At 59.4% G+C, this 24831-nt stretch carries 19 protein-coding genes and 1 tRNA gene; 19 read left to right on the forward strand and 1 reads right to left on the reverse strand.

Annotation, left to right across the window (positions count from 1 at the left end; translation table 11 throughout):
- Window positions 1–194 precede the first annotated feature (194 nt).
- From Q8R10_RS17950 to Q8R10_RS17990, 9 genes are all read left to right on the forward strand, one after another.
- A complete protein-coding gene (locus Q8R10_RS17950) occupies window positions 195–1685 on the forward strand; it encodes an N-acetylmuramoyl-L-alanine amidase (protein ID WP_371133367.1) in 1491 nt (496 codons plus the stop codon).
- A complete protein-coding gene (gene mutL / locus Q8R10_RS17955; RefSeq protein WP_305655233.1) occupies window positions 1682–3589 on the forward strand; it encodes a DNA mismatch repair endonuclease MutL in 1908 nt (635 codons plus the stop codon). The genes Q8R10_RS17950 and mutL overlap by 4 nt, the downstream gene beginning before the upstream one ends.
- A gap of 9 nt (window positions 3590–3598) precedes the next feature.
- Window positions 3599–4573, forward strand: a complete 975-nt coding sequence (gene miaA, locus Q8R10_RS17960) for a tRNA (adenosine(37)-N6)-dimethylallyltransferase MiaA (protein ID WP_305655235.1) — start codon at window positions 3599–3601, stop codon at window positions 4571–4573.
- Between the two features lie 100 nt (window positions 4574–4673).
- Window positions 4674–4940 (forward strand): RNA chaperone Hfq, encoded by a 267-nt coding sequence (hfq, locus tag Q8R10_RS17965; RefSeq protein ID WP_305655237.1) that lies wholly within the window; start codon window positions 4674–4676, stop codon window positions 4938–4940.
- 12 nt (window positions 4941–4952) lie between these two features.
- Window positions 4953–6254: a ribosome rescue GTPase HflX gene (gene hflX, locus Q8R10_RS17970; RefSeq protein WP_305655239.1), complete on the forward strand. Its 1302-nt coding sequence runs from the start codon at window positions 4953–4955 to the stop codon at window positions 6252–6254.
- Between the two features lie 98 nt (window positions 6255–6352).
- Window positions 6353–7507 (forward strand): FtsH protease activity modulator HflK, encoded by a 1155-nt coding sequence (gene hflK / locus Q8R10_RS17975; RefSeq protein ID WP_305655240.1) that lies wholly within the window; start codon window positions 6353–6355, stop codon window positions 7505–7507.
- On the forward strand, window positions 7507–8376 hold the full coding sequence (hflC, locus tag Q8R10_RS17980; protein ID WP_305655241.1) for a protease modulator HflC: 870 nt from the start codon (window positions 7507–7509) through the stop codon (window positions 8374–8376). Before hflK ends, hflC begins: the two co-directional genes overlap by 1 nt.
- A gap of 265 nt (window positions 8377–8641) precedes the next feature.
- Window positions 8642–9829 carry an ATP phosphoribosyltransferase regulatory subunit gene (locus Q8R10_RS17985; protein WP_305655242.1) on the forward strand — a complete coding sequence of 396 codons (1188 nt, stop codon included), beginning with the start codon at window positions 8642–8644 and terminating at the stop codon, window positions 9827–9829.
- A gap of 69 nt (window positions 9830–9898) precedes the next feature.
- On the forward strand, window positions 9899–11191 hold the full coding sequence (locus Q8R10_RS17990; RefSeq protein ID WP_305655244.1) for an adenylosuccinate synthase: 1293 nt from the start codon (window positions 9899–9901) through the stop codon (window positions 11189–11191).
- A 177-nt stretch (window positions 11192–11368) separates the two neighbouring features.
- Here Q8R10_RS17990 and Q8R10_RS17995 read toward each other — a convergent pair.
- Window positions 11369–11455: transfer RNA gene (locus Q8R10_RS17995), tRNA-Leu, on the reverse strand.
- Between the two features lie 208 nt (window positions 11456–11663).
- Here Q8R10_RS17995 and rnr point away from each other — a divergent pair.
- From rnr to Q8R10_RS18045, 10 genes are all read left to right on the forward strand, one after another.
- Window positions 11664–14207 carry a ribonuclease R gene (rnr, locus tag Q8R10_RS18000; protein ID WP_305655246.1) on the forward strand — a complete coding sequence of 848 codons (2544 nt, stop codon included), beginning with the start codon at window positions 11664–11666 and terminating at the stop codon, window positions 14205–14207.
- Entirely contained in the window at window positions 14204–14956 is a 753-nt protein-coding gene (rlmB, locus tag Q8R10_RS18005) for a 23S rRNA (guanosine(2251)-2'-O)-methyltransferase RlmB (protein WP_305655248.1), read from the forward strand. Before rnr ends, rlmB begins: the two co-directional genes overlap by 4 nt.
- 224 nt (window positions 14957–15180) lie before the next feature.
- Entirely contained in the window at window positions 15181–15603 is a 423-nt protein-coding gene (gene rpsF / locus Q8R10_RS18010) for a 30S ribosomal protein S6 (protein WP_305655249.1), read from the forward strand.
- Between the two features lie 28 nt (window positions 15604–15631).
- Window positions 15632–15862 (forward strand): 30S ribosomal protein S18, encoded by a 231-nt coding sequence (rpsR, locus tag Q8R10_RS18015; RefSeq protein ID WP_065757892.1) that lies wholly within the window; start codon window positions 15632–15634, stop codon window positions 15860–15862.
- A 36-nt stretch (window positions 15863–15898) separates the two neighbouring features.
- Window positions 15899–16774, forward strand: a complete 876-nt coding sequence (locus tag Q8R10_RS18020) for a hypothetical protein (protein WP_305655250.1) — start codon at window positions 15899–15901, stop codon at window positions 16772–16774.
- Window positions 16775–16796: 22 nt separating this feature from the next.
- The gene (gene rplI, locus Q8R10_RS18025; protein ID WP_305655251.1) at window positions 16797–17243 is read left to right on the forward strand and encodes a 50S ribosomal protein L9; all 447 of its coding nucleotides are present in this window, start codon (window positions 16797–16799) and stop codon (window positions 17241–17243) included.
- Window positions 17244–17354: 111 nt separating this feature from the next.
- Window positions 17355–18749 carry a replicative DNA helicase gene (gene dnaB, locus Q8R10_RS18030; RefSeq protein ID WP_305655252.1) on the forward strand — a complete coding sequence of 465 codons (1395 nt, stop codon included), beginning with the start codon at window positions 17355–17357 and terminating at the stop codon, window positions 18747–18749.
- A gap of 243 nt (window positions 18750–18992) precedes the next feature.
- On the forward strand, window positions 18993–20072 hold the full coding sequence (gene alr / locus Q8R10_RS18035; RefSeq protein ID WP_305655253.1) for an alanine racemase: 1080 nt from the start codon (window positions 18993–18995) through the stop codon (window positions 20070–20072).
- Between the two features lie 149 nt (window positions 20073–20221).
- Window positions 20222–22516 carry a YgiQ family radical SAM protein gene (locus tag Q8R10_RS18040; RefSeq protein WP_305655254.1) on the forward strand — a complete coding sequence of 765 codons (2295 nt, stop codon included), beginning with the start codon at window positions 20222–20224 and terminating at the stop codon, window positions 22514–22516.
- Window positions 22517–22847: 331 nt separating this feature from the next.
- Entirely contained in the window at window positions 22848–24773 is a 1926-nt protein-coding gene (locus Q8R10_RS18045; RefSeq protein ID WP_305655255.1) for a DUF1302 domain-containing protein, read from the forward strand.
- Window positions 24774–24831: the final 58 nt, after the last annotated feature.

Raw genomic sequence — 24831 nt, forward strand, 5'->3', positions numbered from 1 at the left:
GAGCGACGAGAAACGCCGCCTCGCGCAAAAACAGGCCCGGCCCTTCGGGTTGCGCGAGAAATGGCCCCCGCTGTTGTTGCAGGACTTGGCAAGGGAATAACCATTACCTGCGTCCTGCGCCTAACCGGGGGCCATTTCTCGTGGCAACGCGGCTCGTGATGAAACGTCAACAGACCCTAGGGATTAATAAAATAATGAGTGTGGTTCTTGGCGTGCGTGCGCGGGCATTTAGCCTGGTGTTGCTCCTGACGGTATTGGCTGGTGATGTTATGGCGGCTACCAGCGAGGTGCGCAGTGTGCGCCTGTGGCGTGCGCCGGATAACACCCGGCTGGTGTTTGACCTGTCCGGGCCGGTGCAGCACAGCGTGTTTACCCTGGCGGCGCCTGATCGGATTGTGATTGATATCGCCGGTGCCCAGTTGGCGACCAAGCTCGAGCAGTTATCGCTGAGCAATACGCCGATCACCAGCATTCGCTCGGCGCAGCGCAGCCCTACCGATTTACGTTTGGTGATCGACCTGTCGGCGTCGGTGTCGCCGAAAAGTTTCAGCCTGGCGCCGAATCAGCAATACGGTAATCGACTGGTTATCGATCTGTACGATCAGGGCGATGCCGCGCCCGCCACCCCGACCGCACCGTCCGACAAGCCTGGCGATAAGCCCGGTACGCCAGTGGCACCGCCCACCACTGCGGTGGTGGTGGCCACGCGCTCTGCGCCAACCCCGATGCCAACTGAGCCGCCACCGGTCAGCCTGCCGCCGATGCCCAGTGGCAAGCGCGCCATTGTCATCGCCATCGATGCCGGTCACGGCGGTGAAGACCCCGGCGCCCTGGGGCCGCAAGGCGCGCGGGAGAAAAATGTAACCTTGTCGATTGCCAAAGAACTGCAACGGCAGATTAATGCCGAGCGCGGCTATCGCGCCGAGCTGGTGCGTACCGGCGATTACTTTATTCCACTGCGCCGACGCACCGAGATTGCCCGCAAGCAGGGCGCCGACCTGTTTGTCTCGATTCATGCGGATGCTGCGCAAAACACCTCGGCGTTCGGTGCCTCGGTGTTTGCCTTGTCTGATCGCGGCGCCACCTCGGAGACCGCGCGCTGGCTGGCCGACAGTGAAAATCAGTCGGACTTGATCGGTGGCGCCGGCAACGTCAGCCTCGATGACAAGGACAAAATGCTCGCCGGTGTGCTGCTCGACTTGTCGATGACCTCCTCGTTGTCATCCAGTTTGAATGTGGGCCAGAAGGTGCTGCAGAACGTCGGCCGGGTCACCCCGCTGCATAAACGGCGGGTCGAGCAGGCCGGCTTTATGGTGCTGAAATCGCCGGATATTCCCTCGATTCTGGTCGAGACCGGATTTATCTCTAATCAGTCTGAGGCGAAGAAGCTCTCTACTGTCAGCCATCAGCAGGCGTTGGCGCGCTCGATCCAGACGGGCGTGCGGCAGTTCTTCCAGCAAAATCCGCCGCCAGGCACCTACATCGCCTGGTTACGTGACTCGGGCAAGATTGCCCCCGGTCCGCGTGAGCATCGTGTGAGCTCGGGTGAGAGCTTGGCGTTGATCGCGCAGCGTTATCAGGTCGGTTTGGCAGCGCTGCGCAGTGCCAATAATCTTAAGGGTGACACCATTAAAGTTGGGCAAAATTTGAGCATTCCGGCCACCGCTTTGGCGGCGCAACCATGAGTGAACAGCAGGCAGTAGCGCTGGCCAGCGGGCGCATTCAGCTGCTGAGCCCGCGCTTGGCGAACCAGATCGCCGCCGGCGAGGTGGTCGAGCGACCGGCGTCGGTGATCAAGGAGCTGCTGGAGAACAGCCTCGACTCTGGCGCCCGACGCATCGACGTCGAGGTCGAGCAGGGCGGCAGTAAGCTGCTGAAGGTTCGTGATGATGGCAGTGGTATCGCCGCCGATGATCTGCCGCTGGCCTTGGCGCGACATGCCACCAGCAAGATTCGCGAGCTGGAAGACCTCGAGCAAGTCATGAGCCTGGGTTTTCGCGGTGAAGCGCTGGCCTCGATCAGCTCGGTGGCGCGCCTGACCCTGACCTCGCGCACCAAGGACGCCGAGCAAGCCTGGCAGGTGGAAACCGAAGGCCGCGACATGGTCACCCTGGTGCAGCCGGCGGCGCACCCGGTCGGCACCTCGGTGGAAGTGCGCGACCTGTTCTTCAATACCCCGGCACGTCGCAAGTTTTTAAAAACCGAGAAAACTGAGTTTGACCACCTGCAAGAGGTGATCAAGCGCCTGGCCTTGGCGCGTTTCGATGTGGCCTTTCACCTGCGCCACAACGGTAAAAGCATTTTAGCGCTGCACGAGGCGGTCGATGACCTGAGCCGCGCGCGAAGAGTGGCGGCGGTCTGCGGTCCGGGGTTTCTGGAGCAGGCGCTGCCGATCGAAATCGAGCGCAATGGCTTGCGGTTGTGGGGCTGGGTGGGCTTGCCGACCTTCTCGCGCAGCCAGGCGGACTTGCAGTATTTCTACGTCAATGGCCGTATGGTCCGCGACAAGTTGGTCAGTCATGCCGTGCGTCAGGCCTATCGGGATGTGTTGTTTAACGGCCGCCATCCAACCTTTTTGCTGTTCCTGGAAATTGACCCGGCGGTGGTCGATGTCAATGTCCATCCGACCAAGCATGAAGTGCGTTTTCGCGACGGGCGCATGGTGCATGACTTTCTCTACGGCACCCTGCACCGCGCCTTGGGCGACGTGCGCCCGGAAGACCACTTGGCAGCGCCGGCGGCCTTGGCCGAGGTGGAGCGCCCGACTGGCCTTGCGGCGGGCGAGTTTGGCCCGCAGTCGGAGATGAGCCTGGCGGGCGCCTTGCTGGAGCGCTCGGCGGGGCTTGAGCGGCCCGTAGGCTCGGTTTGGCAGTCGCCGGGAGCCGGCTATCAGGCGCCGCGTACTCAGTCAGGCTTGCCGACTGCTGAAGCGCAGGGCGTCTATCGCGAGTATTTCGCCCCGTTAAATAGTGCAGCCGAAAGCCTGCCCGAGCAGCAAGGCGACGTGCCGCCGCTGGGCTATGCGCTGGCGCAACTCAAGGGTGTTTATATCCTCGCCGAAAACGCCCAGGGCCTGGTGCTGGTGGACATGCACGCCGCCCACGAGCGGATCATGTATGAGCGGCTGAAGACCGCCATGGCCACCGAGGGGCTGCGCGGCCAGCCGCTGTTGGTGCCGGAATCCTTAGCGGTGAGTCAGCGCGAAGCCGATTGCGCCGAAGAGCACGGCGAATGGTTTCAGCAGCTGGGTTTTGAGTTGCAACGCATGGGCCCGGAAAGTCTGGCGATTCGTCAGACGCCGGCGCTGCTTAAGCAGGCCCAGGCGCCGCAGTTGGTGCGCGATGTGTTGGCTGACTTGCTCGAATACGGTAGCAGCGACCGGATCAAGGCGCATATCAATGAGTTGCTCGGCACCATGGCCTGTCACGGCGCAGTGCGCGCCAATCGGCGCCTGACGTTGCCGGAGATGAATGGCCTGCTGCGCGATATGGAGCAGACCGAGCGCAGCGGCCAATGCAATCACGGCCGGCCGACCTGGACCCAGTTGGGGATGGATGATTTGGACAAATTGTTCCTGCGCGGACGCTAAGGGACGTTTATGTCGAAACACTTACCCCCCGCCATCTTCCTGATGGGCCCGACCGCCGCCGGCAAAACCGATCTGGCCTTGGAGTTGGCGCGCACGCTGCCGTGCGAGCTGATCAGTGTCGACTCGGCGCTGGTCTATCGCGGCATGGATATCGGCACCGCCAAACCGTCCAGGCAGCTGCTGGCCGAGTTCCCCCATCAACTTATTGATATTCGCGACCCGGCCGAAAGCTATTCGGCGGCCGAGTTTCGCAGCGATGCCTTGCAGGCCATGCAGGCGGCTACTGCGCGCGGACGTATCCCGCTGCTGGTCGGCGGCACCATGCTTTATTACAAGGCGTTGCTGGAGGGCTTGGCCGAGATGCCGGCGGCCGACGCTGGGGTGCGCGCCGAGCTGGAGGCGCAGGCCGCCCGCGACGGCTGGGAGGCCTTGCACCGCGAGCTGGCTGCGGTCGACCCCGAATCGGCGGCGCGTATCCATCCCAATGACCCGCAGCGGCTGACTCGCGCGCTGGAGGTCTATCGTGTCAGCGGCCGGAGCATGAGCGCTCATCGGCAACGCCAGCAGGCGCAAAGCCTTGAATTGGCGGCCGCTGGCATGGGGCCGCTGCCTTATAACGTGGTGCAGCTGGCCATAGCGCCAGCGGACCGGCAAGTACTGCATGCGCGGATTGCCCAGCGCTTCGAGCAGATGCTGGCGCAGGGATTTATCGAAGAAGTTGAACTGTTGCACGGTCGTGGTGACTTGCAGGCGTCGATGTCGTCTATAAGAGCAGTTGGCTATCGACAGGTCTGGGATTATTTGGACGGTCGCTTGAGTCGTAGCGAGATGCAGGAGCGCGGGGTGATTGCTACTCGGCAATTGGCCAAGCGGCAGTTTACTTGGCTGCGCAGTTGGGCGGATTTGCATTGGTTGGATAGCCTGGCCTGTGACAATCTGCCGCATGCCTTGAAATACCTGCAGGCGAACGCCATATTTGACTGAGAGTTTATCGCGTTGCCGTCTATCCTTGTGGGTGATGGCAACTGGCCGTTTTTTGTTTGCAATAATTATTGGATCTTTGATCCTCACAGGAGTGCGGCACATGTCAAAAGGGCATTCGCTACAAGACCCTTATCTCAACACCTTGCGTAAAGAACGCGTCCCGGTGTCGATTTACTTGGTTAACGGGATCAAGTTGCAGGGGCAGATTGAGTCATTCGACCAGTTTGTAATTTTGCTGAAGAACACCGTCAGCCAAATGGTTTACAAACACGCCATCTCCACTGTGGTGCCAAGTCGTCCGGTGCGTTTGCCGAGCACTGAGACCGATGCTGAAGAGTCGGGTGATGCTGAACTCGGCAACGCCTGATAGGAGTCTGTTTTGTTCTTCGAGCGTCATGAAGGTGGTGAACGGGCCATTCTGGTTCATTTGGATGGCCAAGATCCCGAGGCGCGTGAAGATCCTCAGGAATTTCAAGAGCTGGCCCTTTCGGCAGGTGCCGAGACGGCCTGCTTCGTCGTGGTGCCGCGGCAGCGGCCGACAGCCAAATACCTGATAGGTAGCGGCAAGGTCGCCGAACTGCGTGAGTTAGTGCAGGCCGAGCAGGCCGATCTGGTGATTTTCAATCACGTCCTCACCCCCAGCCAAGAGCGCAATCTGGAGCGTGCTTTTGAGTGCCGGGTGCTGGATCGTACCGGTCTGATTCTCGATATTTTTGCCCAGCGCGCCCGCACCCATGAAGGCAAGTTGCAGGTCGAGCTTGCCCAGCTCGGGCATATGAGCACGCGGCTGGTGCGTGGCTGGACTCACCTTGAGCGGCAGAAGGGCGGTATTGGTCTGCGCGGGCCGGGTGAGACTCAGCTGGAAACCGACCGCCGTCTGTTGCGGGTGCGCATCAGCCAGATCCAGCAAAAGCTCGAAAAAGTCCGCAGTCAGCGCGAGCAGGCCCGTCGTGGGCGTAAGCGCGCCGATATTCCGGCGGTGTCTTTGGTTGGCTATACCAATGCCGGCAAGTCGACGCTGTTCAATGCGCTGACCGACTCGGACGTGTTTGCCGCCGATCAGCTATTTGCCACCCTCGACCCCACGTTGCGCCGGCTTGAATTGGCCGACTTGGGGCCGATAGTGCTGGCCGATACCGTCGGTTTTATTCGGCACTTGCCGCATAAGCTGGTGGAGGCCTTTCGGGCCACGCTCGAGGAGTCGAGTAATTCGGACTTGTTGCTGCACGTGATCGACGCCCATGAGCCTGAGCGCTTGGCGCAGATTGAGCAGGTGCTGGTGGTGCTCGGCGAAATCGGTGCGCAAAACCTGCCGATACTCGAGGTCTACAACAAGGTCGACTTGCTTGAAGGGGTTGAGCCGCAAATTCAGCGCGACGCCGAAGGGCGGCCGCAGCGGGTTTGGCTGTCTGCCCGCGATGGTCGTGGCTTGGACCTGTTGCGCCAAGCCCTGGCGGAGTTGCTCGGTCACGATATGTTTGTCGCCACCCTGTGTTTGCCGCAGTCGTTAGCGCGACTGCGGGCGCAGCTGTTTGCCTTGGGTGTGGTGCAGAGTGAAAGCCATGATGAGCACGGCAGCAGTTTGTTAGTGGTCAGTGTGCCGCGCAGCGAGTTAAATCGGTTGGTTAGCCGCGAAGGTTGGCAGCCGGACGAGTTTATTTTGCAACACACTTTGCAATAAAGCCTGTGTTTGCGGCTTTGCCGCAGGCAGCAGGCATTCTGTAGCATTGGTAGACGTACCGCGGGTACGTCTTGGCTTTATTTAGTATGGAGAACGCTATGGCTTGGAATGAGCCGGGTGGCAACTCGAATAATCAGGATCCTTGGGGTGGACGCAAAGGCGGCGACCGCAAGGGGCCGCCGGATCTCGACGAGGCTTTCCGTAAGTTACAAGAAAGTCTTGGCGGGCTTTTTGGTGGCGGCAACAAGCGCGGCGCTGATAGCGACGGCAGCGGTGGCGGCATGCTGCTACTGGGCGTGGGTCTGTTGGTGGGTGCGGTGCTGTGGTTGGTGAGTGCGGTGTACACCGTCGATGCCCAAGAGCAGGCGGTTATTTTGCGTTTAGGCAAATACCAAACCACTGAAGGCAATGGCTTGCATATTTACTTCCCGCCGTTTGAGAAGAAGTATCAAGAAAACGTCACCCGTGAGCGCTCCTACACTCAGCAGGGGCAGATGCTGACGCAGGACGAGAACATCGTCGAGGTGCCGCTGACCGTGCAGTACAAGATCAGCAACTTGGAAGATTTCGTCCTCAAGGTGGCGAATCCAGAAATCAGCTTGCAGCAGGCCACCGAAAGCGCCTTGCGCCACGTGGTCGGCTCGACGGCGATGGATCAGGTGCTGACCGAAGGCCGTGTGCTGATGGCCAGCGAGATCAAGGAGCGCTTGCAGCGCTATCTGGACAACTACAAGACCGGTATCACTGTGACTCAGGTGAACGTGCAAAGTGCTGCGGCGCCGCGCGAAGTGCAGGAAGCGTTTGATGACGTGATTCGTGCGCGTGAAGATGAGCAGCGCGAGAAGAATCAGGCTGAAACCTATGCCAATGGAGTGGTTCCCGAGGCGCGCGGTCAGGCGCAGCGGATTTTGGAGGATGCCAACGGCTATCGTGAAGAGGTGGTGTCGCGCGCCAAGGGTGAGGCGGATCGCTTTACTAAGTTGGTGACCGAGTACCGCAAGGCGCCAGAGATTACCCGTCAGCGTCTGTATCTGGACACCCTGCAGGAAGTCTTCAGCAATACCAGTAAGGTCTTGGTGACTGGCGATAAGGGGCAGAACAATCTGCTGTATCTGCCGCTGGATAAAATGATCGAAGGCCGCGGGGCTAATGTTTCGCCGGCGGTGCCGGCGGCTAATGCTGGCAGTGATAGTGGCGCGCGGATGCCGGTCGAAGCAGCGGCGCGTGATTTGCGTTCGCGGGAGAGTCGCTGATGAGCAATAAATCGCTGATTTCCCTGATCTTCGGGGCGGTCTTGGCTGTCGTGGCCTGGAATAGCTTTTATGTCGTGTCCGTGACCGAAAAGGCTGTGTTGCTGCAGTTCGGTCGTATCGTTCAGCCGGATGTGCAGCCGGGCTTGCACCTTAAGATTCCGTTTTTCAATCGGGTGAGCAAGTTTGATGCGCGCCTGCAGACCTTGGATGCGCCAACCCAGCGGTTTCTGACCCTGGAGAAAAAAGCGGTAATGGTCGATGCCTTCGCCAAGTGGCGCATCGCCGATGCTGAGCGCTTCTATACCTCCATTTCCGGGCTTAAGCAGATCGCCGATGACCGCTTGTCGCAACGGCTGGAGTCGGGGCTGCGCGATGAGTTTGGCAAGCGCACCCTGCATGAAGTGGTGTCGGGTGAGCGCGATGCCCTGATGGCGGATATCACTGCCTCGCTGAACAAGCTGGCGATGAAGGAGTTGGGTATTGAGGTGGTCGATGTTCGCGTCAAAACCATCGATCTGCCCAAGGAGGTCAATCGCAGCGTGTTTGAACGCATGAGCACCGAGCGTGAGCGTGAAGCGCGTGAGCATCGGGCTAAGGGTAAGGAGTTGGCGGAAGGTATTCGTGCGGACGCCGATCGCCAGCGCCGGGTGTTGTTGGCTGAAGCTTATCGTGGCTCAGAAGAGGCGCGCGGTGATGGCGATGCCTTGGCAGCGGCTATTTATGCCAAGGCGTACGGCATGGATCAGGAGTTCTACGCGTTCTACCGCAGCTTGCGGGCGTACCGTGAGAGTTTTGCCAGCAAGAGCGATGTGCTGGTACTTGACCCTAGTAGCGAGTTCTTTCGCTACCTGCAAAAGTCCAAACCGTAAGCTCGGTCCCGGTGGACGCACGTCGTCCGCCGGGGTGACCGTCGAATAAAACGTGTTATCATGAATCAGCCGGGATATTCCCGGCTTTTTTGCGTCTGCGACACGCATGTGGCGAGGTTTTGCGGCTTTTTTTGTGCTGCTTTACAGTGCTTGCTCATGCTCTGGGGCGTGACGTTTGTTCAGGCAAGACCGGCATATTGCCGGGAACCACCACCTTTACTGCTTGACTGTTGGCTTGTCGCCCAGTTCAAGAGGGAATGGCGAAATGGCTACGCTAGACCGCTGGCTGCTGCCAGATGGCATTGAGGAAATACTGCCGCAAGAGGCTGCGCTGATCGAAGCGGCGCGCCGTCAGATGCTGGATCTGTTCCAGCGCTGGGGCTATGAACTCGTTGTTACCCCGCATATTGAATACCTTGAGTCGCTGCTCACGGGCGCGGGTCAAGATTTAGACCTGCGCACCTTTAAGGTTATCGACCCTAATTCCGGTCGGCTGATGGGCTTTCGGGCCGACATCACGCCGCAGGTTGCGCGCATAGATGCTCACAGCTTGCACCGCGAAGGCCCGAGTCGGTTGTGTTATGCCGGCAGCGTGCTGCACGCGCAGCCGCGGGCTTTGACCACGTCGCGCAGCCCGATTCAGTTGGGCGCCGAGCTGTACGGCGATGCCAGTCCAGCCAGCGATGTTGAAGTGATCAGCTTAATGCTGGATACCCTGGCACTGGCCGATGTGCCTGATGTGCACATGGACCTTGGCCATGTCGGCATCTACCGTGGCTTGGCGCGTGCCGCCGGGTTGTCGGGCGATTTGGAGCAGCAGTTGTTTGATGCGCTGCAGCGCAAGGCGATTGATGAGATTGACACGCTGACCGCTGATCTGCCGGCCGGCCCGCGCAAAATGTTGCAGGCGTTGGCTGAGTTGTGTGGTGATCGTGATGTGCTGGACTTGGCTCAGGCTTGTTTGGTCGAGGCCCCCGATGATGTGCACGAGGCGCTGGATGAGCTGATGGCGATCGCCGACACGCTGAGTCTGCGTTATCCCGAGTTGCCGCTGTATTTCGACCTTGGCGAGTTGCGCGGCTATCACTATCACACGGGTGTGGTATTCGCCGCGTTCGTGCCGGGTGTTGGTCAGTCGATTGCCCAGGGCGGTCGCTATGATGATATAGGTGCGGACTTTGGTCGTGCCCGTCCGGCCACCGGTTTCTCTACCGATTTAAAAAGCCTCGTCAGTCTTGGTCGCCTGCCGGCCATTGAGCAGCCGCTCGGAGTTTGGGCTAGCGATAGCCATGATGTTTATCTGTGGCAGGCCGTGCAGCGGTTGCGCGCCGAGGGCGTGCGCGTGGTGCAGGCGTTGCCAGGGCAGGAGTTGTCGGCGGCGCGCGCGGCGGGTTGTGATCGCCAATTGCAGTTGCTCGACGGACGTTGGCAGGTAGCGCCGCTGGCGCTCTAGCTGTTGGCGCAATGAATTGTTTCCGCCGGCCTGCGCCGGCATCTAGCTTTCGCAAAGAGGACAAGTGTTATGGGTAAGAATGTCGTAGTCCTGGGCACTCAATGGGGTGATGAGGGCAAAGGCAAGATCGTTGATCTGCTGACCGAACAGGCTGCTGCTGTGGTGCGCTATCAAGGTGGCCATAACGCCGGTCATACCCTGGTGATCAATGGCGAGAAGACCGTTCTGCATTTGATCCCGTCGGGCATTCTGCGCGAAGGCGTGCAGTGCCTGATCGGCAATGGTGTGGTCGTTGCGCCGGATGCCTTGATGCGCGAAATCATCAAGCTCGAAGAGAAGGGTGTGCCGGTGCGTGAGCGTCTGCGTATCAGCCCGTCTTGCCCGCTGATTTTGTCTTATCACGTGGCGCTCGATCAGGCGCGTGAGAAGGCTCGTGGCGATGCCAAAATCGGCACCACGGGGCGCGGCATCGGGCCGGCCTATGAAGACAAGGTGGCCCGTCGCGGTCTGCGCATCGGCGATCTGTTTCATCCAGAGCGCTTTGCTACCAAGCTTGCCGAGCTGCTCAAGTATCACAACTTTGTCTTGGTTAATTATCACCAGGAGCCGGCCGTCGACTTTCAGCAGACCTTCGATGAGTGCATGGAGTACGCCGAGCTGCTCAAGCCGTTGATGGTTGATGTCACCGCAGTGCTGCACGACATGCGTCGTGATGGCAGAGATATCATGTTCGAGGGTGCGCAAGGCTCGCTGCTGGACATCGATCACGGTACCTATCCGTACGTGACCAGCTCCAGCACCACGGCCGGCGGCATTGCGACCGGTTCGGGTTTTGGTCCTATGTACCTGGACTACATTCTCGGGATTACCAAGGCCTACACCACGCGCGTTGGTGCGGGGCCGTTTCCGACCGAGTTGTTTGATGAGGTTGGCGCCTTCTTGGCTAAGCGCGGCCACGAGTTCGGTTCAACTACTGGGCGTGCGCGTCGTTGCGGCTGGTTTGATGCGGTCATCCTGCGTCGTGCCATCGAAATCAACAGCATCTCGGGCCTGTGCCTGACCAAGCTCGACGTGCTGGATGGTCTGGAGACTATCCGCATCTGTGTCGGCTATCAGGATGCTAATGGCGCGGTCATTGACGCGCCTACCGATGCCGACAGCTATATCGGCTTGCAGCCGGTGTACGAGGAGATGTCAGGCTGGACTGAGTCGACCCTGGGCGCCAAGACTCTGGAAGAGTTGCCGGCCAATGCTCGCGCTTACATCGCGCGCATTGAAGAGCTGGTCGGTGCGCCGATCGATATCGTTTCGACGGGCCCGGATCGCAACGAAACCATCGTGTTGCGCCATCCGTTTGCCTGAGTAACAGCTGCTGCGCAGAAGAGGGTCGCCATTGGCGGCCCTTTTTTTGTTGTGCTCGAGGGTGTGGATGATGCGTGGTTGCGGTGCTGATTTGACGCTGCTAAGTCGCGGGCACAAAAAAACCGGCCTAAGCCGGTTTTTTTGTCGCTAAGCAATGGTAGTTGCTTAGCTTGTAATTGGTGCCCAGAAGAAGACTCGAACTTCCACGATGTTGCCACCGCATGGACCTGAACCATGTGCGTCTACCAATTCCGCCATCTGGGCGCTGAGTTTGATGATCGCTCATCGGTCTCAACTACAACAACGTTTGCCGTTGTTGTGGGGCCGCACTATACGTATCAGGTTTTTACTTGTAAACACTTCAGGTAAAATAAATCTTATTGAGTCGGTTAAGCTAACCTAAGCCGACGATTCGCGCTTCAATAGGCGCAAGGCAAATACTATTTATGCAAAATAAGGTGAACTCTTTCTAATGGCCGATTGGCAATCCCTCGATCCAGAGGCCGCGCGTGAAGCGGAAAAATACGACAACCCGATCCCTAGCCGTGAGCTGATCCTAAAGCAGCTCGATGATCGTGGCTCGGCAGCCAATCGTGAGCAGTTGGTGGAAGAGTTCGGTCTGACTACCGAAGAGCAGGTTGAGGCGCTGCGGCGTCGACTGCGCGCCATGGAGCGCGACGGTCAGCTGATCTATACCCGTCGCGGTACTTACGCGCCGGTGGACAAGCTGGATCTGATCCTCGGTCGGGTGAGTGGCCATCGTGATGGCTTTGGCTTTCTTGTCCCCGACGATGGCAGTGATGATCTGTTTCTGAGCCCGGCGCAGATGCGCCTGGTGTTTGATGGTGATCGTGGTTTGGCGCGGGTTTCCGGGCTGGACCGTCGCGGTCGTCGTGAGGGTGCGATTGTTGAGGTGCTGACGCGCGCCCACGAAAGCATCGTTGGCCGCTACTACGAGGAAGGCGGCATCGGCTTCGTGCTGGCCGACAACCCGAAAATTCAGCAAGAGGTGCTGGTAACGCCGGGCCGTGCGGCCAATGCCAAAATTGGTCAGTTCGTTGAAGTGAAAATCACCCATTGGCCGACTGCGCGCTTCCAGCCGCAAGGCGACATCGTTGAGGTGGTTGGTAATTACATGGCGCCGGGCATGGAAATTGACGTCGCCCTGCGCAGCTATGACATTCCCCACGTTTGGCCGGAGGCGGTGCTCAAAGAAGCCGCCAAGCTCAAGCCGGAAGTCGAAGAAAAAGACAAAGAGAAACGCGTTGATTTGCGGCATCTGCCGTTCGTGACCATCGACGGTGAAGATGCGCGCGACTTCGACGACGCTGTGCTTTGTGAAAAAGCTGGCGGCAAGTGGAATCTGTTCGCCGGTGGCTGGAAGCTCTATGTGGCCATCGCCGACGTGTCCCATTACGTCAAAATCGATTCGGCGCTGGATGTCGAGGCGACCGTGCGCGGTAACTCGGTGTACTTCCCTGAGCGCGTGATACCGATGCTGCCGGAGGAATTGTCCAACGGCCTGTGCTCGCTGAATCCGCATGTCGATCGGCTGGCCATGGTCTGCGAGATGACCATCTCGAAAACCGGCAAGATGACCGACTACCAGTTCTACGAGGCGGTGATTCACTCCCATGCACGGCTGACCTATAACAAGGTCAGCTCCATGCTGGAGCATCCGAAAACTGCTGAGGCGAAAAAATTAAGCGGCGAATACGCCAATGTGGTGCCGCACCTCAAGCAGCTGTACTCGCTGTATCAGGTGCTGTTGGCAGCGCGCCAAGAGCGTGGCGCTATTGATTTCGAAACCCAGGAAACTCGGATTATCTTCGGCGCCGATCGCAAGATCGCCGAAATCCGCCCGACCATCCGTAACGATGCTCACAAGCTGATCGAGGAGTGCATGCTGGCCGCCAACGTGGCCACTGCGGAGTTTCTCAAGAAGCACGAAATCCCGGCACTGTATCGCGTGCACGACGGCCCGCCGCCAGAGCGCGTAGAGAAGCTCAAGGCATTTTTGACCGAGTTGGGTTTGTCGCTGCATCGCGGCAAGGCCAAAGAGGGCCCGTCGCCAAAAGACTATCAAGCCTTGCTGGCGAGTATTCGCAATCGCCCGGACTTTAATCTGATCCAGACGGTGATGCTGCGTTCGCTGAGTCAGGCGGTGTACAGCGCCGATAATCAGGGTCACTTCGGCCTGAATTATGAGGCCTATACCCACTTCACCTCGCCGATTCGGCGTTACCCGGACTTGCTCACCCATCGAGCTATCCGCAGCGTGATTCGCTCCAAGATAGATACACCGCACGTTAAGCGTGCCGGCGCCATGACGATTCCCAAGGCGCGTATCTATCCCTATGACGAGCCGGCACTGAGCCAGTTGGGCGAGCAGTGTTCGCTGTCTGAGCGGCGTGCCGATGAGGCCACCCGTGATGTGGTGAACTGGCTTAAGTGCGAGTTTATGAAGGATCGTGTTGGCGAGACCTTCACCGGGGTGATCACCGCAGTAACAGGTTTCGGTTTGTTTGTTGAGCTGAAAGATATCTACGTCGAAGGCCTGGTGCATGTCACCGCGTTGCCGGGCGATTACTACCACTTCGATCCGGTCCATCACCGCTTGGCGGGTGAGCGCACCGGGCGCAGCTTCCGCCTCGGCGATAGCGTCGATGTGCGAGTGATGCGGGTTGACTTGGACGAGCGCAAGATCGATTTCGAGATGGCGCAAAGTGTGTTGGACGCGCCTATCGGCCGCAAGGGGCGTGACTCGGCCGCAGCTCCGCGTCCGCGTGCGGCAAAGGGCGCGGCAGCCAAGGCTGATCTGTCGTTTGGCAATACCGATGTGAAGCGCAGTCGCGAAGTTAAGCAGTCGCTGCAATCCGACGCTAAGGGTGCCGGTCGCTCCAAGGCTGGCGCTGCGGCGCCGGCTAAGCCGGCAGATAAAGCCGGTAAGCCAGGCAGTCATCGCAAAGGGCCGGCCAAGTCTGGCGCGGCGCGTAAACCTAAGGCTAAGCCATGAGTGCCCTGGAGAAGATCTACGGCGTGCACGCCGTAGAGGCCTTGCTGCGTCATCACCCGAAACGAGTCAAGCAAGTCTGGCTGGCGGAAAACCGCAGCGATCCGCGCGTTAAGGTGCTGGTTGAGCTGGCCGCGCAATCGCGCGTGCCGGTCGGTCAGGCTGAGCGCCGTGAGTTGGATGCATGGGTGGATGGCGTGCATCAGGGGGTAGTGGCTGAAGTCAGCCCGAGCCAGGTGTGGGGCGAGGCGATGCTCGAGGAGTTGCTTGATCGCGCCGAAGGCCCGCCCTTGCTGTTGGTGTTGGATGGTGTGACCGATCCGCATAACCTCGGTGCCTGCTTGCGTAGCGCCGATGCGGCCGGTGCACTGGCGGTGATTGTGCCCAAAGACAAGTCGGCCACCCTGACGCCGGCCGTGCGTAAGGTTGCCTGCGGCGCTGCCGAGGTTATTCCCCTGGTGGCGGTAACCAACTTGGCACGCACCCTGGAGAAACTTCAGCAGCGCGGTCTGTGGATAGTCGGCACGGCCGGTGAGGCCGAGGTGGAAATTTATCAGCAGGACATGACTGGGCCAACCGTGCTGGTGATGGGCGCCGAAGGCAAGGGCATGCGTCGGCTGACCCGCGAGCACTGCGATTATCTGGTGCATCTGCCGATGGCGGGTAGCGTCAGCAGCCTCAATGTCTCGGTGGCCACTGGTGTTTGTCTGTTTGAGGTGCTGCGTCAGCGCCGCGCCAAAGCCCTGAAGTAACCCCTCAAGTGGCCGGGTCGGCGCCTTGGGGCGTTTCGAACCGGCCAGTCGCTATTGATCAAATAATCACCAATTTCCTTGCGCATGGTCGGCGGCTTCTCTAGAATTGCCGGCCTTGTTGTCAGCCGAGGTGCTTTTGCACCTTGCTGATGGGCAAGACACACAGTGTTATTCACTCCTTGTCTGACCGCTCTGGTGGCAGGCTAAACCCGTAAGGAGCATTTATGCGTCATTACGAAATCATCTTTTTGGTTCACCCGGACCAAAGCGAGCAAGTCGGCGGCATGGTTGAGCGTTACACCAAGCTGATCGAAGAAGACGGCGGCAAAATTCACCGCCTGGAAGATTGGGGCCGTCGTCAACTGGCCTATGCAATCAACAATGTTCACAAGGCTCACTACGTGATGCTGAACGTTGAATGCACTGGCAAAGCCTTGGCTGAGCTGGAAGACAACTTCCGTTACAACGATGCCGTGATCCGTAACCTGGTCATCCGTCGCGACGAGGCCGTTATCGACCAGTCCGAGATGCTCAAGGCTGAGGAAAATCGTAGCGAGCGCCGCGAACGTCGTGACCGTCCTGAAGGCTCTGAATCCGCCCATGGCGATGACAGTGATGACAGCGACAGCGACCACGCTGACGAGTAATCCACGGATCTATTGAGGAGCCACTCTCATGGCACGTTTCTTCCGTCGTCGTAAGTTCTGCCGTTTCACCGCTGAAGAAGTGAAGGAGATCGATTACAAAGATCTCAACACTCTGAAAGCTTATGTATCTGAAACCGGCAAAATCGTTCCTAGCCGTATCACCGGTACTAAGGCTCGTTATCAGCGTCAGCTGGCTACCGCTATCAAGCGCGCCCGCTTCCTGGCCCTGTTGCCTTACACCGACAGCCACGGCCGCTAAGACCAGGCAGTTGACAAGCAGTAAAGGATAGATCGCATGCGTGCCTTAGCAGAGTTCATTATGCGCGGTCGCATGCAGGCCACCTTAACGGTGGTGGGTTCGGCGGCATTGCCGCTGTTGTTCTGGTTAAGTGCCGCAGCGGGCAGCCTAGTGCTGCTCAGGCGTGGCATGAATGACGCTTTCCCGATTGTTATCTGGGCGTTGTTGCCGGCGGTGTTTTGGTGGTTTCTCGGTGATCCGAGCATTCTGCTGATCATGCTGGGCACATTGATACTGGCGCAGGTGTTGCGCGTCAGTGATTCCTGGACTTGGGTGTTGTTGGCCAGTGTTGTACTGGGCGTGCTGTTTGCGCTGGTGCTCTGGGCTACTTCTGCGGAACTGATTGCGGCATTGGCGGACGCTGTTCGCCAAGTACTCCAGCAGTTTGCAGCTGAGGCTAAGGTGCCGGCTGAGCAAATGGCCAGTTTGCAAGAATCGTTGAATGCAACCGTGACGGGTTTGCTCGCTTCCTCATTGCAGGTGACGAGCGTGCTTTGTTTGGTGCTGGCGCGATACTGGCAAGCGGCGTTGTACAACCCTGGTGGCTTCGGCCAAGAGTTTCGGGCGGTGCGTTTACCGTCGACAGTGGCGTTACCCCTGCTGGCAGGTGTCCTGGTGACACCGCAGCTGGGAGTGCCGGCCGCAGTATTGGCACCGATCTGCATGGTGCCGCTGTTTTTCGCCGGATTAGCCTTAGGGCACGGTCTGATCGAAATGAAGCGGCTTTCCAGTTTCTGGAAAATCGGCCTGTATATCGCTGTGTTGCTACTCGGGAACTTGATCTGTCTTTTGGCTGTGGTTGACAGTCTGTTTGATTTTCGTGGTCGTCTGGCGCGCAAAAATGGCGCCGGCCCTGCGAACGGTGAAGGTTAAAAGTTAAAGAGGTTTGAACCAAATGGAAATTATCCTGCTGGAAAAAATCGCCAACCTGGGCAACCTGGGCGATAAAGTGAATGTTAAGGCCGGTTACGGTCGTAACTACTTGCTGCCACAACGCAAGGCTACCGCTGCAACCGCCGCCAATGTGGCTGCGTTTGAAGTGCGCCGCGCCGAGTTGGAAAAAGCTGCTGCTGAGAAGAAGGCTTGCGCCGAATCTCGCGCCGCTCAACTGGCTGAGCTAGAAGTCACCATCACCGCTACCGCGGGTGATGAAGGCAAGCTGTTCGGTTCCATCGGTACTCACGACATTGCTGACGCCCTGACCGCCTCTGGCGTGGAAGTGGCTAAGAGTGAAGTGCGTCTGCCGAATGGCACTATTCGCGCTACTGGCGAATACGACGTTGCTGTGCACTTGCACACCGACGTTGAAGCTACCGTCCGTGTGATCGTAGTAGCCGGCTAAGCGTCGCCGTGAGCTTGCGTGCAAACGCAGGCTCGCTAACATTGGGCACGTCATTGTGAAAACGATGACGTGCCTTTTGTCTTTGTGCAGCACCAGAATTTGCGGGAACCCATGAACACTATCGCCGCCCCAGAGCAGTACGATCTGCAAACAGCCGCACTCAAGGTGCCGCCGCACTCCATCGAGGCCGAACAGGCCGTGCTGGGCGGCTTGATGCTGGATAACGATGCCTGGGAGCGGGTGCTGGATCAGGTTTCCGATGGCGATTTTTATCGCCATGACCATCGCCTGATCTTCCGGGCGATTGCCAAGCTGGCCGACCATAACCAGCCGTTTGACGTGGTGACCCTGTCGGAGATGCTCGACAAGGAAGGCCAGACGGCGCAGACCGGCGGCCTGGCCTATCTCGGCGAGTTGGCCAAGAACACCCCGTCGGTGGCCAACATCAAGGCGTATGCGCAGATAGTCCGTGAGCGCGCCACCTTGCGCCAGTTGATCGGCATCAGCAGTGAAGTGGCCGACAGCGCCTTCAATCCGCAAGGCCGTAATGCTGCCGAGATTCTCGATGAGGCCGAACGCAAGATCTTCCAGATCGCCGAGGCACGGCCGAAAACCGGCGGCCCGGTGTCGGTGAATGCCTTGCTGACCAAGGCCATTGATCGTATCGACACGCTGTTTAATACCGGCGGCGGGATTACCGGGCTGTCCACCGGTTATACCGACTTGGATGAAATGACCAGCGGCCTGCAGCCGGCCGACTTGATTATCGTCGCCGGCCGTCCGTCGATGGGTAAAACCACCTTCGCCATGAACCTGGTGGAGAACGCGGTGCTGCGCAGCGACAAGGCGGTGCTGGTCTACTCGCTGGAAATGCCCGGTGACTCGCTGATCATGCGGATGCTCTCGTCTCTGGGGCGCATCGACCAAACCAAGGTGCGCGCCGGTCGCTTGGACGACGATGATTGGCCGCGCCTGACCTCGGCGGTCAATCTGCTCAACGACCGCAAGCTGTTTATCGACGATACCGCCGGCATTAGCCCCTCGGAAATGCGCGCCCGTACTCGCCGCCTAGTGCGCGAGCACGGCGAGCTGGCGTTGATCATGATCGACTACCTGCAGCTGATGCAGATCGCCGGCTCCAGCGGCGACAACCGCACCAATGAGATTTCGGAAATTTCCCGTTCCTTGAAGGCCCTGGCCAAAGAGTTCAACTGCCCGGTGGTGGCGTTGTCCCAGCTCAACCGCTCGCTGGAGCAGCGGCCAAACAAGCGCCCGATCAACTCCGACTTGCGTGAATCCGGCGCCATCGAGCAGGACGCCGACGTGATCATGTTCGTCTACCGCGACGAGGTGTATCACCCAGAGACCGAGTACAAAGGCATCGCCGAAATCATCATCGGCAAGCAGCGGAACGGCCCGATTGGTACCACGCGGCTGGCCTTCCTGGGCAAGTACACCCGCTTCGAAAACCTGGCACCGGGCAGTTATCAGTTCGACGACGAGTAATCGCGTCGCAACATTACAGGCCTTTGTAGGATGGGTGGAGCGTAGCGATACCCATCGATCATCCCGCTGCGATTAGTCCCACTTTCAGCTTCTCGCCTTTGGTGTGATGGGTATCGCTGCGCTCAACCGCATCCTACGGCCTCGCTACGGTTTGCCAGGCAACGACGCGCCGATTTAGATCAATAATAAAAACGGGCGCCCAGCGGTTAAGATGGGCGCCCGTTTTGTTTTAGGGCTGTGTCCATGCGTCCTCTTGTTGCCACTATCGATCTTGCCGCCATCCGCCATAACTATGCTTTCTCCCAGCGTTGTGCGCCGGGCCGCTATGCCTTTGCGGTGGTCAAGGCGAATGCCTACGGCCACGGCGTGCGTGAAGTAGTCGAGGCATTGGCGGCGCAGGCCGATGGTTTTGCCGTGGCCTGTCTGGAAGAGGCACTGGTGGTGCGCGAGGTAAATGCCAGCGCGCGGATTCTGTTACTGGAAGGCTGCTTCGAAGCCAGCGAATACCAGCTTGCGGCGCAGCTGGGGCTGGATGTGGTGGTGCAGGACGCCGCGCAGGCCGAGGCGTTGCTGGCCTGTGCGCTGACAGCTCCGCTGCGGGTCTGGCTCAAACTCGACAGCGGTATGCATCGCCTAGGTTTCAGTCCCGAGCAGTTGCGCGAAGCGCATGAGCGCTTGCAGGGCGCGCCGCAGGTGGCGGAGCTGAACTTGCTCAGCCATTTTGCCTGCGCCGATGAGCGTGGCCATCCCTTGACCGAGCAGCAGGTCGAGGTGTTTCTCGATCTGCTCGACTTGGATTTCGCCCAGCGTTCCCTAGCCAACTCGGCGGCCATCCTGTGCATTCCGGCTGCGCATATGGACTGGCTGCGCCCCGGTATCATGCTCTACGGCGCCACGCCCTTTGCTGACTTAAGCGTCGCCGAGTTGGGCTTGCAGGCGGCGATGAGCCTGACCGCGCAAATCATCGGCGTGCATGAAGTGCCGGCCGGCGACACCGTCGGTTATGGCGCCAGTTGGACGGCGCCCCGTGATTCGCGCATCGCCACCGTCAGCTGCGGCTATGCCGATGGCTATCCGCGCCACGCGCCGAGCGGCACGCCGGTGCTGATTGCCGGGCAGCGCGCGCCGTTGGTCGGGCGGGTTTCCATGGATATGTTGAGCGTGGACGTCACCGACCTGCCGCAGGCGCAATTGGGCGACGCGGTGGAGTTATGGGGCGCGCAGTTGCCGGTCGATGAAGTGGCCCAGGCCTGCGGCACCATTGGTTATGAGCTGCTGAGCAAGGTTACGGCGCGGGTGCCGCGGCGTTATCGGCAATCCTGAGCGGGCGCCGCACGGCTATTCGGTCGGGCTGGCGCGACAGGGGTTAAACCCAGCGCTATAGTCGGGATTGATCATTTTTTGTGCTATATTGCGCGCCGCCAAATTCTTTAAGAACCAACCGGTTCTCTTAACTTCTATCGGTCATCGCCATGCAAGCAGCCAAGCCGTTATTTGACTATCCCAAGTACTGGGCCGAGTGTTTCGGTCCCGCACCTTTCCTGCCCATGAGCCGGGAAGAGATGGATCAGCTGGGCTGGGACTCGTGCGACATCATCATCGTCACCGGTGATGCCTATGTCGATCACCCATCGTTTGGCATGGCGATCATTGGCCGGCTGCTGGAGTCGCAAGGCTTTCGCGTCGGCATCATCGCCCAGCCGAACTGGCAGTCGAAAGACGACTTTATGCAGCTCGGTGAGCCGAACCTGTTCTTCGGCGTTGCGGCCGGCAACATGGATTCGATGATCAACCGCTACACCGCCGACAAGAAAATTCGCTCGGATGACGCCTACACCCCCGGCGGTTTGGCCGGCAAGCGCCCGGATCGGGCCAGCCTGGTCTATACCCAGCGCTGCAAAGAAGCCTACAAGAATGTGCCGATCGTGCTCGGTGGCATCGAGGCCTCATTGCGCCGCATCGCCCATTACGACTACTGGCAGGACCGGGTACGCAACTCGATCCTGATCGACTCTTGCGCCGACATCCTGCTCTACGGCAACGCCGAGCGGGCGATTGTCGAAGTGGCGCAGCGCTTGTCTTACGGGCACAAGATCGAAGACATCACCGATGTGCGCGGCACTGCTTTTGTGCGCCGCGATACACCGAAAGACTGGTTCGAGATCGATTCCACCCGCATCGACCGGCCGGGCAAGATCGACAAGATCATCAACCCCTACGTGAACACTCAGGACACCCAGGCCTGCGCCATCGAGCAGGAAAAAGGCCCACAGGACGATCCGAACGAGGCCAAGGTGGTGCAGTTGTTGCCGCACCCCAAGCTGACTCGCGACAAGACCGTGATCCGCCTGCCGTCGTTCGAAAAAGTCCGTGGCGACTCGGTGCTCTATGCCCACGCTAACCGCGTTCTGCACCTGGAGACCAACCCGGGCAATGCCCGCGCCCTAGTGCAGAAGCATGCCGACGTGGATGTGTGGTTCACGCCGCCGCCGATTCCCATGACCACCGAAGAAATGGACTACGTGTTCGGCATGCCCTACGCGCGCATTCCGCATCCAGCGTATGGCAAGGAGAAAATCCCAGCCTACGAGATGATCCGTTTCTCGGTGAATATCATGCGTGGCTGCTTCGGCGGCTGCACCTTCTGCTCGATCACCGAGCACGAAGGGCGGATCATCCAGAACCGCTCGGAAGAGTCGATCATTCGCGAGATCGAAGAAATTCGCGACAAGGTGCCGGGCTTCACCGGGGTGATTTCCGACCTCGGCGGGCCGACCGCCAACATGTACCGCATCGCCTGCAAAACCCCGGAAATCGAGTCGGCTTGCCGCAAGCCGTCCTGCGTGTTCCCGGGTATCTGCGAGAACCTCAACACCGATCACTCGGCGCTGATTCAGCTGTACCGCAGCGCCCGCGCCTTGCCGGGGGTGAAGAAGATCCTGATCGCCTCGGGCCTGCGCTATGACCTGGCGGTCGAGTCGCCGGAGTACGTCAAGGAGCTGGTCACCCACCACGTCGGTGGCTACCTGAAGATCGCCCCTGAGCACACCGAAGAAGGCCCGCTGACCAAGATGATGAAGCCGGGCATCGGCAGCTATGACAAGTTCAAGCGCATGTTCGAGAAGTACAGCAAGGAGGCGGGCAAGGAGCAGTACCTGATCCCGTACTTTATCGCCGCCCACCCGGGCACCACCGATGAAGACATGATGAATCTGGCCCTGTGGCTGAAAAGCAGCGGTTTCCGCGCCGATCAGGTGCAGGCGTTTTATCCCTCGCCGATGGCCACCGCCACCGCCATGTACCACTCGGGCAAAAACCCGCTGCGCAAGGTGAGCTACAAGAGCGATAACGTCGAAATCGTCAAGAGCGAGGAGCAGCGCCGGCTGCACAAAGCTTTCTTGCGCTATCACGACCCCAAGGGCTGGCCGATGCTGCGCGAAGCCCTGACCCGCATGGGCCGCGCCGATTTGATCGGGCCGGGCAAGAACCAGCTGATCCCGCTGCATCAGCCGGCCACCGAAGGCTACCAAAGCGCGCGGCGCAAAAACTCTACCCCGGCCGGCAGCCCTAAAGCCGGCAAACCCATGTTGACCCAGCACACCGGCTTGCCGCCGCGGGCCACCGAGGCCACGGGCAATCCGTGGGACAAGCGCGAGCAAGCCAAGGCCGCCGCCATGCAGCGCAACAAGGAGGCCAGCAAGGCGCGCCTGGATGCCAGCAAAGGCAAAGGCCCGAAGTTTGTTAAGCCGCCGGCCGTGCCGCGTTAAACATCCCGCAGTACGCGCAAACGCCAGCCATCGAGCTGGCGTTTTGCATTCTGGCCGAAGGCTCAAGAGGGGTGGTTGCAGGCCGGCGCAAATTTAGTCTTGACGCCCGGGTCGAAGGTTAGTAACAATCAGTTACGTTACTTGTACTATCGTGCCATATCGCGGGGCGATAGATGTTCTACCGCGCGCCACAAGTGCGCCCTTAGCAAGACTTCAAAGGTTGTGGTCGACGGCTAATCGCCAGGCTCGCAACCGTTGCAAACAAGAGATAACAACAATAGGCCGGCCGCCAGCGCTGGCTAGATCTTGGGCGTTAAAAAGGTAAGCCGCGATGAGTGTGCACGTTCGTTCTATGCCGTTGTGTTTCCGCCCCTTGCAAGCCGGTGCAACCATGGGGCTGTTGGCCCTGTTGGTGGCGGGCGCTGCGCAGGCAGTCGATATCAGCTTGGCTGATGATCAAGTCAGCGGTTCGCTGGATACCACGCTGTCCTATGGCAGTGTGTGGCGGGTCAGCGGACGGGATGATGTTTCCGACATCAACACCGATGACGGCAACCGCAACTTTGACACCGGCCAGGTTTCGCAGGTGTTTAAGGTGACCTCGGAGCTGCTGCTCAACTATGAAAACTACGGCGCCTTTGTGCGCGGTACGGCGGCCTATGACACCCAGATCATGGACCAGCACAACGACTATTACGCCACCACCGGTGGAGTCGAGCGGCCCAGCCAGGCCTTCCCGCAGGATAATCACTTCACCCAAGATACCCGCGATGCCGCCAGCAACGCCGAGATTCTTGACGCCTATGTGTTCGGCAATTGGGATGTGCTCGATCATCCCCTGAGCGCCCGGGCCGGTAATCAGGTGTTCAACTGGGGCGAGGGGGTGTTCTATCGTGGCGGCATCAACACCACCAACCCAGTGGACGCGGCCAAGTTCCATATCCCAGGGTCCGAGTTGAAAGAAGTATTGGTGCCGCTGCAGGCCCTGAGCTTCAACCTGGGCCTGACCGACAACCTGTCGATGGATGCCTATTACCAGTGGAACTGGAAGGAAACCACCCTGGATGCGGTGGGCAGCTATTACGCAACTACCGACTTGTTTGGGCCGGGCGGAAATGCGGCCTACACCATTGAGCCGCTCTTGGCGCCCGCCATAGCAGGCTATCAGGGGGTTGCAGCGGGCTTTCCGGGGTTCCTAGGCAACGGCGCTTATGGTCTTAACTCTTACTTGGATCCGGCGACCGGCACGTTCAAGGTGGCCAATATCGGTAACGACATTGCTGCTCGTGACGGCGGCCAGTGGGGCGCGGCGTTCCACTATATTGCCGAGGAACTGAACTCAACCGAGTTCGGCTTCTACTTCGTCAACTACCACACCAAAGAGCCAACGGTTGCTATCGATCTGAGCGGCTACCAAGGGGTTGATACAACCACGCTCGGCGGGGTCGTTGGGCAGCAGGCCGCCTATGCCATCGCCACTCTGGACATGGCTGGTAACGCGGTTGCCAAGCGTGACTATGTGGAAGACGTGCGTATGTTCGGCACCAGCTTTAACACCACAGTAGGCAATGCGTCGGTATCGGGTGAAGTGTCCTACCGGCCGAATGCCCCCATCAGTATTTCGGCGACCGATGACCTGCTCAGTGATGTATTGCTGCAAGGTCTTGGTGGCAGCTCCATCACCGATAGCTCCGTCGCGGCCTCGCAAGCTTGCGCCGATCTCTCGGGCAAGCAACTCTGCCGTGCAGGGCTGTTCGAGAACTACCGGCGGGTAGAGATGTTCAACACCTCAGTGTCGACCATCTACAACTTCGGGCAGGTGCTCAGTTTCGATTCGCTGTTCGGCATTGCCGAAGTAGCATCTCAGCATCTGCGTGGAGACAGCCTTAAATACACTGCCTATGACGGTTCTACCCGCAAACTGGTCAGCACCCGCGACAAGGCCTACAGCGGCGCCAACAGCAAGGGCAACCAGATCAGCGCCGACAGCTACGGCGCCACTGTGATGCTGGGCGGCAGTTGGAATAACGTCTATGCCGGGGTCAAGCTCTCGCCCTATGTCGCCTATCAGAATGACTTCAAGGGCAACTCGGACCTGACCGGCAATTTCAGTGAAGGCAGCAAGGCTTACACCCTGGGGATGGACGCCAGCTACCTGAACAGCTTTGAAGTGGGCCTGGCTTATACCGACTACCTGGGGATTAACAGCCTCTATGATCGCGATATTGTCTCGTTGACCGGTAAGTACGCATTCTGATGCCGCAGTCCTGGCCGGCGCGAGCGGGCCAGGGCATTGCGCTTATGGAGATTCATTG

Source organism: Pseudomonas sp. (genome assembly GCF_030698175.1).
Taxonomy (GTDB): Bacteria; Pseudomonadota; Gammaproteobacteria; order Pseudomonadales; family Pseudomonadaceae; genus Aquipseudomonas.